Annotated in this window: 11 protein-coding genes; 1 reads left to right on the top strand and 10 read right to left on the bottom strand. The window is 67.5% G+C overall.

The annotated features are described in order from the left end of the window. Window positions 1-118: 118 nt before the first annotated feature. From fusA to rpsL, 3 genes are all read right to left on the bottom strand, one after another. Entirely contained in the window at window positions 119-2,218 is a 2,100-nt protein-coding gene (gene fusA, locus AHOG_RS02820; RefSeq protein WP_093939964.1) for an elongation factor G, read from the bottom strand. Between the two features lie 142 nt (window positions 2,219-2,360). Next, entirely contained in the window at window positions 2,361-2,831 is a 471-nt protein-coding gene (gene rpsG, locus AHOG_RS02815; RefSeq protein WP_093939963.1) for a 30S ribosomal protein S7, read from the bottom strand. 2 nt (window positions 2,832-2,833) lie between these two features. Further along, window positions 2,834-3,208, bottom strand: a complete 375-nt coding sequence (gene rpsL, locus AHOG_RS02810; protein ID WP_025361387.1) for a 30S ribosomal protein S12 — start codon at window positions 3,206-3,208, stop codon at window positions 2,834-2,836. 381 nt (window positions 3,209-3,589) lie between these two features. Between rpsL and AHOG_RS02805 the strand changes: the two genes are divergently transcribed. Continuing rightward, the gene (locus tag AHOG_RS02805) at window positions 3,590-3,967 is read left to right on the top strand and encodes a hypothetical protein (RefSeq protein ID WP_093939962.1); all 378 of its coding nucleotides are present in this window, start codon (window positions 3,590-3,592) and stop codon (window positions 3,965-3,967) included. Between the two features lie 437 nt (window positions 3,968-4,404). On the opposite strand, the gene AHOG_RS02800 is transcribed toward AHOG_RS02805, so the two are convergent. The 7 genes from AHOG_RS02800 to rpoB all read right to left on the bottom strand — a co-directional run bounded on the left by AHOG_RS02800 (window position 4,405) and on the right by rpoB (window position 16,353). Continuing rightward, window positions 4,405-4,647 carry a hypothetical protein gene (locus AHOG_RS02800; RefSeq protein ID WP_093939961.1) on the bottom strand — a complete coding sequence of 81 codons (243 nt, stop codon included), beginning with the start codon at window positions 4,645-4,647 and terminating at the stop codon, window positions 4,405-4,407. Window positions 4,648-5,028: 381 nt separating this feature from the next. Further along, a complete protein-coding gene (locus AHOG_RS02790) occupies window positions 5,029-5,634 on the bottom strand; it encodes a response regulator transcription factor (RefSeq protein WP_093939959.1) in 606 nt (201 codons plus the stop codon). Continuing rightward, window positions 5,631-6,809, bottom strand: coding sequence for a sensor histidine kinase (locus AHOG_RS02785; RefSeq protein WP_093939958.1), 1,179 nt, complete (start codon window positions 6,807-6,809; stop codon window positions 5,631-5,633). The genes AHOG_RS02790 and AHOG_RS02785 overlap by 4 nt, the downstream gene beginning before the upstream one ends. Before the next feature lie 514 nt (window positions 6,810-7,323). Next, complete coding sequence (locus tag AHOG_RS02780) at window positions 7,324-7,566, bottom strand: DUF397 domain-containing protein (protein WP_245856527.1); 243 nt, start codon at window positions 7,564-7,566, stop codon at window positions 7,324-7,326. A 13-nt stretch (window positions 7,567-7,579) separates the two neighbouring features. Beyond that, window positions 7,580-8,440 (bottom strand): Scr1 family TA system antitoxin-like transcriptional regulator, encoded by an 861-nt coding sequence (locus AHOG_RS02775; RefSeq protein ID WP_093939956.1) that lies wholly within the window; start codon window positions 8,438-8,440, stop codon window positions 7,580-7,582. Window positions 8,441-8,829: 389 nt separating this feature from the next. Further along, window positions 8,830-12,741: a DNA-directed RNA polymerase subunit beta' gene (locus tag AHOG_RS02770; protein WP_093939955.1), complete on the bottom strand. Its 3,912-nt coding sequence runs from the start codon at window positions 12,739-12,741 to the stop codon at window positions 8,830-8,832. 117 nt (window positions 12,742-12,858) lie between these two features. Further along, window positions 12,859-16,353 carry a DNA-directed RNA polymerase subunit beta gene (gene rpoB, locus AHOG_RS02765; RefSeq protein WP_093939954.1) on the bottom strand — a complete coding sequence of 1,165 codons (3,495 nt, stop codon included), beginning with the start codon at window positions 16,351-16,353 and terminating at the stop codon, window positions 12,859-12,861. Between the last annotated feature and the right edge of the window lie 196 nt (window positions 16,354-16,549).

Genomic DNA, 16,549 nt, shown 5'->3' with positions numbered 1-16,549 from the left:
GGCTCCGGAACCCGACGGGCCCCGGAACACGTACCGCTGGATTTGCGTCGGCTGGTCGAGCCGCTCACCAGCGGCCTACCGGGGATGACTCCCCGGCGGACCGCGTCACTGGTGAGACTCACTCACCGGTGGCCTTCGCGATGATCTCCTTTGCGACGTTCGTCGGAACCTCGGCGTAGGAGTCGAACTGCATCGAGTAGTTCGCCCGACCCTGCGTCCTGGAACGCAGGTCGCCGACATACCCGAACATCTCCGACAGAGGAACGAGCGCCTTGACGACGCGCGCGCCGCTGCGCTCCTCCATGGACTGGATCTGGCCACGGCGCGAGTTCAGATCGCCGATGACATCGCCCATGTAGTCCTCGGGGGTGGTCACCTCGACGGCCATCATGGGCTCGAGCAGCGTCGGAGACGCCTTACGAGCGGCCTCCTTCATCGCCATCGAGCCGGCGATCTTGAAGGCCATCTCGGAGGAGTCGACCTCGTGGTAGGCACCGTCGAGCAGGGTGAACTTCAGCCCCACCAGCGGGTAGCCCGCCAGCACTCCGTACTGCATCGCGTCCTGGGCGCCCGCGTCGACCGACGGGATGTACTCCCTCGGCACCCGACCACCGGTGACCTTGTTCTCGAACTCGTAGAGCGCGCCCTCGGTGCTCTCCAGCGGTTCGAGCTTCACGATCACCCGAGCGAACTGGCCCGAGCCACCCGTCTGCTTCTTGTGGGTGTACTCGACCTTCTCGATCGTCTTGCGAATCGTCTCCCGGTAGGCCACCTGTGGCTTACCGATGTTCGCCTCGACCTTGTAGTCGCTCTTCATCCGGTTGACGAGCACCTCGAGGTGCAGCTCGCCCATGCCCGCGATGATGGTCTGACCGGTCTCGTCGTCGAGCTTGACCTGGAAGGTCGGGTCCTCTTCGGCGAGCTTCTGGATCGCCGTGCCCAGCTTCTCCTGGTCGCTCTTGGTCTTCGGCTCGATCGCGACCTGGATGACCGGCTCCGGGAAGCTCATCGACTCCAGGACGATGGGCTTCTGCGAGTCGGCGAGCGTGTCACCGGTGGTGGTCTCCTTGAGACCGATCACCGCGTAGATGTGACCCGCCTGGGCCTCGTCGACCGGGTTCTCCTTGTTGGAGTGCATCTGGAAGAGCTTCCCGATGCGCTCCTTCCGGTCCTTGGTCGCGTTCACGATCTGCGTGCCGGAGCTGAGCTTGCCCGAGTAGACCCGGATGTAGGTCAGCTTCCCGAAGAACGGGTGCGCGGCGATCTTGAAGGCCAGTGCGGAGAAGGGCTCGTCGACACTGGGCAGCCTGGTGGCCGGCGTCTCGCCGTCGGGCAGCAGGCCCTCCATCGCCGGCACGTCCAGCGGCGAGGGCAGGTAGTCGATGACCGCGTCGAGCATGGGCTGCACGCCCTTGTTCTTGAACGCGGAGCCGCAGAGCACCGGGTAGGCATCCCGCGCGATCGTGATCTTGCGGATGCCTGCCTTGATCTGCTCCAGCGTCAGCTCTTCACCGCCGAGGTAAGCCTCCATGAGCTCCTCGTCGGTCTCGGCGACGGCCTCGACGAGCTTCTCCCGGTACTCGGCGGCCTTCTCGGCCAGCTCCGCCGGGATCTCCTCGATCGTGTAGTCCTCGCCCTTCTGAACGTCACCGCGCCAGGTCAGCGCGCGCATGTTCACCAGGTCGACGACACCAGCGAAGTCGTTCTCGGCGCCGATGGGCAGCTGGATGACGAGCGGGCGAGCACCGAGACGCTCCTCGATGGTGCGCACGGTGAAGTAGAAGTCCGCACCGAGCTTGTCCATCTTGTTGACGAAGCAGACTCGCGGAACCTCGTACTTGTCCGCCTGCCGCCAGACCTGCTCGGACTGCGGCTCGACGCCCTCCTTGCCGTCGAAGACCGCCACCGCACCGTCGAGCACGCGCAGCGACCGTTCCACCTCGACGGTGAAGTCGACGTGCCCGGGAGTGTCGATGATGTTGATCTGGTGGTCTGCCCAGAAGGTGGTGGTGGCAGCCGAGGTGATGGTGATACCCCGCTTCTGCTCCTCCTCCATCCAGTCCATCGTCGCCGCGCCGTCGTGCACCTCGCCGAGCTTGTAGTTGATTCCCGTGTAGAAGAGAATCCGCTCGGTCGTGGTGGTCTTGCCCGCGTCGATGTGGGCCATGATCCCGATGTTGCGGACCTTGGCCAGGTCAGTCAGCACGTCGCGTGCCACGAGAGTCTTCCCCGTTCCTGATCAGCTGTGTCTAGCTGTCTTTAGGGGTGGCCGAAGGCCCGACAACAGCGGACCTCGAACCGGGTGTCCGGTCCGAGGCGGAGCCGTGATCGACCAGGTCGATCATGTCGGGCATCCTCGATCACCAGCGGTAATGCGCGAAGGCCTTGTTCGACTCGGCCATCTTGTGCGTGTCTTCGCGGCGCTTGACGCTCGCCCCGAGTCCGTTGCTCGCGTCCAGCAGCTCGTTCGTCAGGCGTTCGACCATCGTCTTCTCACGACGCTGACGGGCGAATCCGACCAGCCACCGCAGAGCCAGCGTGGTGGAGCGGCTGGCCCGCACCTCCACGGGCACCTGGTAGGTCGCGCCACCGACACGGCGGCTGCGCACCTCCAAGGCGGGCTTGACGTTGTCGAGCGCGCGCTTGAGCGTGACGACCGGGTCCGTGCCGGTCTTCTCGCGGCTGCCCTCCATGGCCTCGTACACGATCTTCTCAGCCACCGAACGCTTGCCGTCGACCAGCACCTTGTTGATGAGCTGGGTCACCAGCGGCGAGGCGTACACCGGGTCGGAGATAAGCGGCCGCTTGGGGGCCGGTCCCTTGCGGGGCATTGTTAGCTCTTCTCCTTCTTCGCACCGTACCGGCTGCGGGCCTGCTTGCGGTTCTTCACGCCCTGCGTGTCAAGGGAGCCACGGATGATCTTGTAACGAACACCGGGCAGGTCCTTCACACGGCCGCCACGAACGAGCACCATCGAGTGCTCCTGCAGGTTGTGGCCCTCACCGGGGATGTAGGCCGTCACCTCGATGCCGCTGGTCAGCTTGACACGCGCGACCTTGCGCAGCGCCGAGTTGGGCTTCTTAGGGGTGGTCGTGTAGACGCGGGTGCACACACCGCGCCGCTGCGGGCTCCCCTTGAGCGCCGCGGTCTTGGTCTTCGCGACCTTGTCCTGGCGGCCCTTGCGGACCAGCTGCTGGATCGTGGGCATGGACCGGCTACTTCTTCCGTTCGCTACGTAAAGATGCTCCTTTGAGCACCTCAGGCTATAACCGACCCTCGCGGGTCGTGTCTGGAGTCACGCGGCCGTCCCCCGTAACCCGAGGTCGGGCGTGTCGCGCCCTTCCACGCCCACAGGCGTGAACCCCTCGGCCAACCCGGAAGACTTCCACCGTCCTGTGGTTACGGAGGCGATGAGCCAACGATCACAGGCACGCAGACCAGCCCAACACAAGTCGGGCCCAGGCAGCAAAGATACCTGTCCCCGCTGGGACGGGTCAAAACGGGGTCGCCACACCCGATGTCAGGCACGTGTGGGGAGCCTACGCCGAACTCGGACGCGCGTCTGAGGAGTCCGTGCCAGTCTGAGCAGATGAGCGCGGAGAAGGACATCTGGAACATCGAGCTGACCGACGAGCTGGTGGCCAGCCTCGATCAGCTCCCCCCGGAACGGCGCCATGAGGCCCTCGACCACCTCAATCGGGGCCGTGCCGCGATGGCGGCGGCACGCGACGCGCTGGTGGCCTCGGCTCGGGACATGGAACGGATGGTGGACCACCTCCGGCCCATGCTCATCGCCGCCGAGACCGAGGACCGCCGGGAGGCCGTCCTGGACATGATGATGTGTGCCCAGCTGTCCGCGGAGGCCGCCCTCGCGCTGGTTCGCGCCGACCGCGAGGCCTCCGCGGCACACCAGCGGTCGGTCGAGGAGCACGTGCAACGGCTCCGGGATCGTATGGACCGACGCTGAGTCCGCCGGATCACCGCGACCGCTCGAGCCGGCAGCGCCCGACGGCGGAACCCCGACTCGCCAGCCGGCCGGCCCGACAACCGTCCGACCCGGTGGCCGCCCGGCCCCACGGCCCGCAGACCCCGCTACCCCACGGCCCCGCGGCAGGTCGGCCCCACGGCACGTCGGCACGTCGACATCTCGGCAGGCGAACCCGGCACACGAGTACCTCGGAGCAGACGCAGGCTCCCGTGTCCGATGGCGCACGACGCCACGTCCTCGCCGCCGAACCGTCGTTCGTGCCCCGCGGAACCGGCGAGCCGGGGCGGCACCATCGCAGGTGAAGCCGGGTGGCGTCGTGCCCTTCGCAACTGCCGGTCTCCGTCTCGGGATGCTCGGCTGCCGCGGACGGACGCGGACCGCGGGCCCGTCCCCCGCAGCGATCCCCGAGGACGGCTTCACTCGGCGGACCGCTCCAGTCGTCGCCGCAGCGCGTCCACCGACTCCCGGTACTCCTCGGCTCGGGAGGTCAGCAGCTCGACGAGACGGTTCCCCACCTCGATGGCCTCGACCATCGCATGCCGATCGGGCTCGGCGTGCTCGGACTCGGCCTCGATCCCTGCCTCGCCCGCCTGCACCAGCAGGTCGGAGTATGCCGAGATGAGGCTCTGTGCTTCCTCGCCGAAGGTCAGCTCACTCATTCCCTCACCATGCCGGCCCCGACGAGCCCCGGCCGGACGCCGCCTCCCGGCATCGGCACTCGCCTCGCCGCGGAACCGGCCGCCACGCCCTCGCCCGCCACACGCCGTCCCGCCGACGCAGACCTGCCGTCACCGTCCCGCCGTCGCGTCGCCGACCAGCCCACCTCGTGCTCCCGCGACGGCGTGTCGCAGGCAGTGGCGTGCACCCACGCGAGATCACGCTTCATGCACCGGCCACGAGCGGCGAGATCTGTCGCCGGAAGGGGCGACACCGCGTGCCCCGCCCGCGCCCGCCGTCGTCGAGGGAGGCCCAGGCCTGCACGACCAGGCGGAGACGGCGGCCACCCCGGCACCGAGACACCGGACGTGCCCGCCGATCACTCAGATCCATCCGTGATCTCGGGCGATGCGTGCGGCTTCCGCCCGGGTTCGCGCGGCGAGCTTGGTCATCGCCGAGGAGAGGTAGTTGCGCACCGTCCCGGCGGACAGGTGGGCCAGCCGGGCGATGTCGGCCGCGGTGCGGGAGTCGGTGACCATCGCCAGGATCTCGCGCTCGCGGCAGGTCAGCGGGCACGGCCATTCCGCCAGCGCGTCGGCGGCCATCGACTCGTCGACGTGGCGTCTGCCCGCACGCACCTGTCGGATCGCCTCCGCCAGTTCGGCGACCGGCACGTTCTTCGGCAGGAAGCCCCGCGCCCCGGCGGCGAGGGCCCGCCGTAGCACTCCCGGACGGGCATGCCGGGTGAGGATCACGCATCGGATGCCCTCGGCCGACGCCATGATGCGTTCGACCACTTCCGGGCCCTGGAGTCCGGGCATCTCGACGTCCAGCACCACGATGTCCGGAACCAGCTCCAAGGCCAGCCGCACGGCCTCCTCGCCGTCCGCCGCCTGGCCGACCACGTCGAGATCCGGTTCCAGCGCGAGCAGCGCCGCCACCGCGTCTCGGGTCAGCCGCTCGTCGTCGACCAGCATCACGCGGATCACCGCGCACCGCGCAGGGAGGCCGCGGGCAGCGACGCCGCCACCTGGAATGTGCCAGGCCCTGGCCCCGGTCCGGCCGACACCGTGCCGCCGTGCTCGGCCAGTCGCCTGGCGAGCCCGGCCAGCCCCGTGCCTTCCGGCCTCCCATCGGAGTGGTCGACCGTTCCGTCGTTGACGACGGTCAACGAGGAGTCCCTCCGATTCGTGACGAGTTCGATCCGACAGCGGGCGGGTTCGGCATGACGCAGCAGATTCGTCGTCGACTCGCGCAGGACCCGGCCGAAGAGCCTGCGCGTCAGCTGATCGAAGTCGGCGGGATCTCCCTGGACGTCACACGTGATGCCCGCCGCATCCAGCAGGGCGACGACGCTGCGGAGTTCCACGACCAGATCCGTCTCCTGCCGTTCCCGGACCAGTTCCCGCACCTCCTGCAACGAGTCTCTGGCCAGGCGCTGCACCTCGGCCATCTCCGTTCTCGCGCGCTCCGGGTCCGCCGACCCCAGCCTGGTGGCCAGTTCGGCCTTGAGCGCCACCACCTCCAGGGTGTGGCCCAGCATGTCGTGCAGATCCTCCGAGAGACGCAGCCGCTCGCGTTGCGCGCCGATCTCCGTCGAATGACGACGCGCGGTGTCCAGTTCCATCATCGAACGCCAGCTGCTCAGCGAACTGGGCTCGCTGTAGACCATCCCGCCCACCAGGAAGAGCACCAGTCCGCCGACGAGGGCGAGCCGACCGGCATCGGCCGGAGCCTGCTGCCAGGCGACGAGCACGGCGCTCATCCCGGCCAGACAACCTGCGACGACGACGAAGACCCGGACGACGCCGATGGGTCGGCCGATCGACAGATCGGCCACCGCGAATCCGATGACGACGAACCACAGCCAGCCGACGGCGGACTGCGCGCTGCCCAGCAGCGCGAGGAGCACGGAGAGCGCCAGCAACGGCACCGTCACCCGTCGCGTCACCGGCGTGGCGGGGGAGCGCAGGCCCGACCGCAGGCAGTACCAGTGCAGCGGCATGAACGCGACGGAACCCAGGATGAGCACGACGTCCGCAGGGCCGGTCGCGCCATGGGAGAGGATCAGCACCACGGGCAGCATGGCGGCCGTGACGGCGGAGCCGGCGATGGTGACCGCGGTGCGGCGGCGCAGCACCTCGATCGGCGGAGTCACGGTCATGAACTCACCGTAATGAGCCGTTCGTCGCCTCAGCGGCGCGCGACCGGAACTCATGACAGTTGTCATAGGCATTGCTGACAACTGTCATAAACCGCCCGTATCCGCACGCCGACCAGCGGAGACATCGCGCCGAAGCCGAGACCGGGAACCGGGCGACCGCCGGCACCGACGCCGTCGCTACCGCCGAACACGGCGGCCCAGACCTCCCCCACGGGCGCGATGTGCCCCGGCGATCCGCTCGGGGACGCCGGGAACCCCGGCGCCCTGCTGCTCCCCCGCTCGACGGCACGAGAGCGAGGCTCAGGCAGGCGGCGCCGTGTGCGGCAGCCACGCCCCGACGGAGTCGGCAGGCGTCCGACGACCCGCCGAGCTCGACGCCGTCCGGCCCGTGTTCGACAGAGGGGGCGCGTGCTCGATGACCGCCGCGAGCCGATGACCGAGGAGGACCGAGAACCGACGATGACCGGGGACTCCGCGCGGCGCTGCGCGGGCCCGCCCGATAGGCGACTGGCGACTAGAACCGCCCGTCCTTCACTGCGGTCAGCAGGCCTGCGAAGGTCGACGGCGACACCCGAAGCACCACGTCGTGCGAGGAGCCGAACTCGACCTTGCTGTCACGCAGACCGACCACATCGGTCAGCCGCGCGACCTCGACACAGTTATTGCCGTTCTCGCCGCTGTAACTGGACGTACGGAAGTCGAACCGAGAGAACTCAGTCGGCTTGGCTTTCATGTCCTGGGCTCCATAGCTGGTCATGGTTGACGGCCTCTCAACAGTACTCATCGGCCACCGCCCGCAGAAATCCGCGTGAGTCCTCGAAGCTCAGTGCCGCGCCGGCCAATCGGGCCCAGGCCGTGTCCAATATGGCCACCGTCCGCTTGTCGTCCAGGTACCGCAGTTCGGCCTCGTTCTCGGTGTAGGCGAACTCCAACGGGCCGGCGACGCCCGGCGACGGGATGCGCAGGAGCACGAAGCCGTCCCTGATGGACGCGCTCTGCACCCTGGTCTTGAAGGGAAGCACCTGGAGACGGACGTTGGGCAGCGTGGACAGGCCGATCATGTAGTCGATCTGCTCCCGCATGACCTCCGGCGGGCCGTACTGTCGCCGCAAGGCCGACTCGGAGATCACGAACGCCGCCTGCGGCGGGTCGGCCTTGTGATAGATCGCCTGTCTGGCGAGCCGGGCCTGCACGCGGTCGTCGAGATCAGGCCCGGTGTGCGCATAGGAGTAGAGCGCCCTGGTGAACGCCTCGCACTGCAACAGTCCTGGCGGCACCTCGCACTCGACGGTGCGGATCAGATCGCAGTGCTCCTCGAGGTCGACCAGGGTCCGGAAGTCCTCGTTGTAGAGACTGCGAATGCCGGTCCATCTTCCCCGCTGATGATTGCCCCGGCGTAACTCCAGCAGGGCGCTGATGTGCTGCTCCTCGGTGACGCCCAGACCGTCGAGCAGCAGCCGCAGGTCGCCGGGGGTGATACTCGCCTGGCCGGACTCCAGGGCGGTGAACTGACTCTGGCGCTTCTCGATCAACGCGGCGGCTTCGCTCTGGGACAGCCCCGCGCGATCTCGCAGGTAGGCGATCTCGCGGCCGAGCAACAGCTTCTTTGCGGTTGGCGTGACCTTCGCCATCGGAGTCGCCTCTTTCTTGACGAGTGAACTGACGACCTAATCTTCTCCGGTCCGCGCTCGTATTCAAGCAAGATCAGTCGCACCGGCCTCGACGATGCCGGACGATTCCGGCGGGGTCGCCCGCATCCGTCGCCGCCGCGGGGCACAGGCCTGCGTGAAGGGCACCGTCGGGGTCCTTGGCGGCCCGCGAGACCATCCGCCGATCGCCCACCGCAGGGCCGGCGGTCCGACGTCCCCGGGCTGTTCGGATCGGCGATCGTTCCGGTGAACCGGCCCGCCGGGTTGCTCACCCCGGTTCAGCAGGCAGGCCGGACGATCGGCGGACACGCCGACGGCCCCGAGGCGGTCGCCCCGGGGCCGTCGGATCAAGCGGATGAAGCTCTTCTACCTCAGCGGAAGTCGCGGCCGAAGTCGTAGTCGTCCAGCGGCACCGCGGCACCCGTGCCGGTGCCGAACACGTCCGGGGTGTAGTAGCCGTCGTCGTAGGACGGGATCGCGTACGCCGCGGCCCGCGCCTCCTCGGTCGGCTGCACCTGGATGTGCCGGTACCGGTTGATGCCGGTGCCCGCCGGGATCAGCTTACCGATGATCACGTTCTCCTTCAGGCCGACCAGCTTGTCGCTCTTGCCGTTGATCGCGGCATCGGTGAGCACCCTGGTCGTCTCCTGGAAGGAGGCCGCCGACAGCCACGACTCGGTGGCCAGCGACGCCTTCGTGATGCCCATCAGCACGGGACGACCCGACGCGGGCTCGCCGCCCTGCGCCACCACCCGACGGTTGGCAGCCTCGAACACGCTGCGCTCCGCCCAGGAAGCGGGCAGGAACTCCGTGGAGCCCGAGTCGATGACCGTGACTCGGCGGAGCATCTGCCGGACGATGACCTCGATGTGCTTGTCGTGGATCGACACGCTCTGCGTCCGGTACACCTTCTGCACCTCGCGCACCAGGTGAAGCTGAGCCTCCCTGGGACCCATGACCCGCAGCACCTCGTGCGGGTCCACCGCGCCCTCGAGCAGCTGCTGACCGACCGTCACACGGTCGCCGTCCTGCAGCGGACGCTCACTGTCGTCCACCTTGATGGTGGCCAGCCACTGCCGCCGGGACAGCTTGTCGTGGACGATCTCCTCGCTGCCGTCGTCCGGAATGATGGTGATCTTCCGGAAGCGCTCGCCCTCCTCCATCTGGATTCGGCCGTCGACCTCGGAGATCGGCGCCTTGCCCTTGGGGATGCGAGCCTCGAACAGCTCCTGCACGCGAGGCAGACCCGTGGTGATGTCGTCACCGGCGACGCCGCCCTGGTGGAACGTACGCATCGTCAGCTGCGTGCCGGGCTCACCGATCGACTGCGCGGCGACGATGCCGACGGCCTCGCCGATGTCGACCAGCTTGCCGGTCGCCATCGAGCGGCCGTAGCAGACCGCGCACACGCCGACGGCCGACTCACAGGTGAGCACGCTGCGCACCTTGAGCTTCGACACGTTCGCCGCGAGCAGCGTCTCGATCGCCGAGTCGCCGAGATCCGATCCGCGTGCCAGCAGCACGTTGCCGTCCTCGTCGGTGACGTCCTCCGCGGAGCTGCGCGAGAAGACGCTGGTCTCGACGTGGACGTCCCAGACGAGCTTTCCGTCGGGGCCGCTCTCGCCGATCGGCATGATGATGCCGCGCTCGGTCCCGCAGTCCGTCTCGCGGATGATGACGTCCTGCGAGACGTCCACCAGACGCCGGGTCAGGTAGCCCGAGTCGGCGGTACGGATGGCGGTGTCGGCGAGACCCTTTCGCGTGCCGTGCGTGGAGATGAAGTACTCCAGCACCGACAGGCCTTCGCGGAAGTTCGCCTTGATCGGCCGAGGGATGTACTCACCCTTGGTGTTGGACACCACGCCACGCATACCGGCCAGCTGCACGACCTGCGTCATGTTTCCGGCGGCACCGGACTTCACGATCGTGGGGATCGGGTTGTCCTCGGGGAAGTTCTTCTCCATCGCTTCCGCGACTTCGTCCTTCGCCCGCTGCCAGACCTTGACCAGCTCGCTGTTGCGCTCCGTGTACGAGAGCGCGCCACGCTGGTAGCGCTTCTCGATCCGGCTGGCCTCCAGCTCGTACTTGTCGAGGATCTCCTGCTTGTCCGCCGGGACCACCACGTCCGAGATGGAGATCGTGATGCCCGAGCGGGTGGCCCAGTGGAAACCCGCGTCCTTGAGCTTGTCCAGGGTCTGCGCCACGACCACCATCGGGTAGCGCTCCGCGAGGTCGTTCACGATCGCGGCCTGCTTCTTCTTCGGAAGCAGCTCGTCGATGAACGGGTAGTCGGCGGGCAGCAGATCGTTGAACAGCACGCGCCCGAGGGTGGTCTCGGCCAGCCAGGGCTTGCCCGGCTCCCAGTCCTCGGGTTCCCTGCCCTTCGGCGGGACCCGGTCGGTGACTCGGATCTTCGCCTTGGCGTGCAGCGAGAGGAGCCCCCGGTCGTAGGCCATGATCGCCTCGGACGGGGAGGAGAACGCCTGGCCCTCGCCCGCCGACCCCTCACGCAGCTTCGTGAGGAAGTAGATGCCGGTGACCATGTCCAGCCGCGGCATGGCCAGCGGACGACCCGACGCGGGCGACAGGATGTTGTTGCTGGACAGCATCAGGATGCGCGCCTCGGCCTGCGCCTCGGCCGACAGCGGCAGGTGCACCGCCATCTGGTCGCCGTCGAAGTCGGCGTTGAAAGCCTCACAGACCAGCGGGTGAAGCTGGATGGCCTTGCCCTCGACCAGCTGCGGCTCGAAGGCCTGGATGCCCAGCCGGTGCAGCGTCGGTGCCCGGTTCAGCAGCACCGGGTGCTCGGTGATGACCTCTTCCAGGACGTCCCACACCTGGCCGCGCTGCCGCTCGACCATCCGCTTCGCCGACTTGATGTTCTGCGCGTGGTTGAGATCGACCAGCCGCTTCATCACGAACGGCTTGAACAGCTCCAACGCCATCTGCTTCGGCAGACCGCACTGGTGCAGCTTCAGCTGGGGGCCGACCACGATGACCGAACGGCCGGAGTAGTCCACCCGCTTGCCGAGCAGGTTCTGCCGGAACCGGCCCTGCTTGCCCTTGAGCAGGTCGGACAGCGACTTCAACGGTCGGTTGCCCGGACCGGTGACGGGGCGACCACGGCGGCCGTTGTCGAACAGCGCGTCGACGGCCTCCTGGAGCATCCGCTTCTCGTTGTTGACGATGATCTCGGGCGCGCCGAGGTCGATCAGTCGCTTGAGGCGGTTGTTCCGGTTGATCACCCGGCGGTACAGGTCGTTCAGGTCGGAGGTGGCGAACCGGCCGCCGTCGAGCTGAACCATCGGACGCAGATCCGGCGGGATCACCGGGGTGCAGTCCAGGACCATGCCCTGCGGGCTGTTCCCGGTGGCCAGGAACGCCGCCACGACCTTGAGCCGCTTCAGCGCCCGGAGCTTCTTCTGTCCCTTGCCGCTGCGGATGGTCTCCCGAAGGATCTCCGCCTCGCGGCCGATGTCGAAGGTGCCCAGCAGCGACTGGATCGCCTCCGCGCCCATGCCGCCGGTGAAGTAGTCGCCGTACCGGTCGTAGAGCTCGCGGTAGATCAGCTCGTCGGGGACGAGCTGCTTGGGCTCCAGCTTGGTGAAGGTCGTCCAGATCTCGTCGAGCCGGTCCAGCTCACGCTGAGCGCGGTCGCGGAGCTGGCGCATCTCCCGCTCGCCGCCCTCCTTGACCTTGCGGCGGACGTCGCTCTTGGCGCCCTCGGCCTCCAGCTCGGCGAGGTCGGCCTCGAGCTTCTGCGCGCGGGCCTCGATGTCGGCGTCGCGCTTCTCCTCGACGCGCTTGCGCTCCACGCCGAACTCGTTCTCCAGCGTGGGCAGGTCGTTGTGCCGCAGCTCGGTGTTCACCGAGGTGATCACGTACGCCGCGAAGTAGATGATCTTCTCGAGATCCTTGGGCGCCAGGTCGAGCAGGTAGCCCAGCCGGCTGGGCACACCCTTGAAGTACCAGATGTGGGTGACCGGGGCGGCCAGTTCGATGTGGCCCATGCGCTCACGACGGACCCTGGACCGGGTCACCTCGACGCCGCATCGCTCACAGACGATGCCCTTGAATCGGACACGCTTGTACTTGCCGCAGTAGCACTCCCAGTCCCGCATGGGACCGAAGATCTTCTCGCAGAAGAGCCCGTCCTTCTCCGGCTTGAGCGTGCGGTAGTTGATGGTCTCGGGCTTCTTGACCTCGCCGTAGGACCACTGACGAATGTCGTCTGCCGTGGCCAGGCCGATACGGAGTTCATCGAAGAAGTTGACGTCCAGCACGCCGGTTCTTCTCCCCTGATAGTTGGTTCAGATCCTTGACGGACCTGTGGGGCAGGGCCAGGTCGGGCGGACACCGATCCGGTTGCCCGGATCGATCCCCGCCCGACGTCAGCGAGGTCAGTTCACGACATCGTCGACAGACGGCGACTCATTGCGCGAGAGGTTGATGCCCAGGTTCGCGGCGGCCCGCTCCAGGTCCTCGTCCTCGGTGTCGCGCATCTCGATCGCGGCGCCGTCGGTGGAGAGCACCTCGACGTTCAAGCACAACGCCTGCAGCTCCTTGAGCAGCACCTTGAAGGACTCCGGGATGCCGGGATCGGGGATGTTCTCCCCCTTCACCACAGCCTCGTAGACCTTGACCCGGCCGACCACGTCGTCCGACTTGATCGTGAGCAGCTCCTGGAGCGTGTAGGCGGCGCCGTAGGCCTGCATGGCCCAGCACTCCATCTCGCCGAACCGCTGACCGCCGAACTGCGCCTTACCACCGAGCGGCTGCTGGGTGATCATCGAGTACGGGCCGGTGGACCGAGCGTGGATCTTGTCGTCCACCAGGTGCAGCAGCTTCAGGATGTACATGTAGCCGACCGCGACCGGGTAGGGGTACGGCTCGCCACTGCGTCCGTCGAACAGCTGAGCCTTGCCGTCGGCCTTGACCATCCGCTCGCCGTCCCGGTTGGGCAGCGTCGAGCCGAGCAGTCCGGTGATCTCCTCTTCCCTGGCACCGTCGAACACCGGGGTGGCGGTGTTCGTACCAGGCTCCGCCGAGTACAGGTCCTCAGGAAGGCGGGCGGCCCAGTCGGGCTGACCCTCGACGTCCCAGCCCTGCTTCGCGATCCAGCCGAGGTGTGTCTCCAGGACCTGGCCGATGTTCATCCGTCGCGGCACACCGTGGGTGTTCAGGATGATGTCGACCGGCGTGCCGTCGGGCAGGAAGGGCATGTCCTCGGCAGGCAGGATCTTGCCGATGACGCCCTTGTTGCCGTGCCGACCGGCCAGCTTGTCGCCGTCCTGGATCTTCCGCTTCTGCGCCACGTACACGCGGACCAGCTCGTTCACGCCGGGGGGCAGCTCGTCGTCGTCATCCCGGCTGAACACCCGGATGCCGATGACCTTCCCGTTCTGGCCGTGCGGCACCTTCAGCGAGGTGTCCCGCACCTCGCGGGCCTTCTCGCCGAAGATCGCCCGCAGCAGCCGCTCCTCCGGAGTCAGCTCGGTCTCGCCCTTCGGCGTGACCTTGCCGACCAGGATGTCGCCGGGCCGGACCTCGGCGCCGATGCGGATGATGCCGCGCTCGTCGAGGTCGGCCAGCACGTCCTCGGAGACGTTCGGGATGTCCCGCGTGATCTCCTCGGCACCCAGCTTCGTGTCCCGAGCGTCGATCTCGTGCTCCTCGATGTGGATCGAGGTCAGCACGTCGTCCTGCACGAGACGCTGCGACAGGATGATCGCGTCCTCGTAGTTGTGCCCCTCCCACGGCATGATCGCCACGAGCAGGTTCTTGCCCAGGGCCATCTCGCCCTCGTCGGTGCACGGCCCGTCGGCGATGACCTGGCCGATCTCGACGCGCTCGCCCTCGGAGACGATCGGCTTCTGGTTGGTGCACGTCCCCTGGTTCGAACGGCGGAACTTGTGCAGCCGGTAGGTCTGCCGCGTCCCGTCGTCGGCCATGACGGTGATGAAGTCGGCGCACACCTCTTCGACGACGCCCGCCTTGTCGACCACCAGCACGTCACCGGCGTCGACGGCGGCCCGCAGCTCCATGCCCGTGCCGACCAGCGGCGACTCGCTGCGCAGCAGCGGCACCGACTGCCGCTGCATGTTGGCGCCCATCAGGGCACGGTTGGCGTCGTCGTGCTCGACGAAGGGGATCATCGCCGTGGCGACGGAGACCATCTGCCGGGGCGAGACGTCCATGTAGTCGACGTCCGACGGCGGGATGTAGTCCAGCTCGCCGCCCTTCCGCCGGACCAGGACTCGGTCCTCCAGGAAGGTGCCGTCGTCGGCGATCGGCGTGTTCGCCTGCGCCTTGACGAAGCGGTCCTCCTCGTCGGCCGTCAGGAAGTCGACCTGGTCGGTGACCCGACCCTCGACGACCTTCCGATACGGCGTCTCGATGAAGCCGAAGGGGTTCACCCGGCCGTAGGACGACAGCGAACCGATCAGACCGATGTTCGGGCCTTCCGGCGTCTCGATCGGGCACATGCGGCCGTAGTGCGACGGGTGGACGTCACGCACCTCCATGCCCGCACGCTCCCGGGACAGACCGCCCGGCCCGAGCGCCGAGAGACGACGCTTGTGGGTCAGACCCGCGAGCGGGTTGGTCTGGTCCATGAACTGGGAGAGCTGCGAGGTGCCGAAGAACTCCTTGATCGCGGCCACGACGGGCCGGATGTTGATCAGGGTCTGGGGCGTGATGGCCTCGACGTCCTGCGTGGTCATCCGCTCGCGGACGACCCGCTCCATCCGAGACAGGCCGACTCGGATCTGGTTCTGGATCAGCTCGCCGACCGTCCGAAGCCTGCGGTTGCCGAAGTGGTCGATGTCGTCGCTCTCGACGGGCACCTCGACGGCGTCCTCGCCCTGACCGACGGTCATCTTGTCGTCGCCCGCGTGCAGGCGGACCAGGTACTCGATCGTCGTGACGATGTCCTCTTCGATCAACGTGCCCGCCTGGACGGGCTCGTTGATGCCGAGCTTCTTGTTCAGCTTGTATCGGCCGACCTTGGCGAGGTCGTAGCGCTTGTCCTTGAAGAAGAGGTTCTCCAGCAGGGTCTGCGCGCTCTCCCTGGTCGGAGGCTCGCCAGGACGCAGCTTGCGGTAGATGTCGAGCAGCGCCTCGTCCTGCCCGGCGGTGTGGTCCTTGTCGAGCGTGGCGATCAGCGTCTCGCTGAAGCCGAAGCGCTCGCGGATCCGCTCCGCGGTCCAGCCGAGGGCCTTCAGCAGGACGGTGACGGGCTGCCTGCGCTTGCGGTCGATCCGAACGCCGACCGTGTCGCGCTTGTCGACATCGAACTCCAGCCAGGCTCCACGGCTGGGAATGATCTTTACGTTGTAGACGTCCTTATCCGTCGTCTTGTCGACGGCGTGATCGAAATAGACGCCTGGCGAGCGGACCAACTGGGAGACGACGACTCGCTCGGTGCCGTTGATGATGAACGTGCCCTTGTTCGTCATCATCGGGAAATCACCCATGAACACCGTCTGGCTCTTGATCTCGCCGGTGGTGTTGTTGGTGAATTCCGCGGTGACGAACAACGGAGCCGCGTAGGTCATGTCCTTGTCCTTGCACTCCTCGACGGAGGCCTTGACCTCGTCGAAGCGCGGGCTGGAGAAGGAGAGGGACATCGAGCCGGAGAAGTCCTCGATCGGGGAGATCTCGTTCAAGACCTCTTCGAGCCCACCGACCGGGAGGTCCTCGCCCGCGTCGATGCGGCGCTGGAACCAGGATTCGGCCCCGGTGAGCCATTCAAAGGACTGGACCTGAAGGTCCAACAGATCGGGCACCCCGAGCGGCTCACGGATCTTCGCGAACGAGACCCGCTTGGGTGCCCCAGGGATCCCCGACATGGAGTTGGTCGCAGCAGTGGCCTGGGTCGCGCGGGAGACTGCCAAGATGCGTCCTTCCAGGGACTGGTAGCTGGCTAAGCAGCGGCGCTAGCAGCCGACTAACACAGCTGTCAAGGGTGCAGTGGTGCCCAGCATCCTACGCCCCGACAGAGGGCAGGCGGAAAGTGGGCAGCGCAAAGAGCCAGTCTAGCCGCAATCCCGGCGACTGTCGAGTGGCAACGGCAGTATCGCCACTCGCATG

Source organism: Actinoalloteichus hoggarensis (assembly GCF_002234535.1).
Lineage (GTDB): Bacteria > Actinomycetota > Actinomycetes > Mycobacteriales > Pseudonocardiaceae > Actinoalloteichus_A > Actinoalloteichus_A hoggarensis.
Note: the sequence above shows the minus strand (reverse complement) of the source record. Positions and strands in the feature narration are given on the sequence as shown.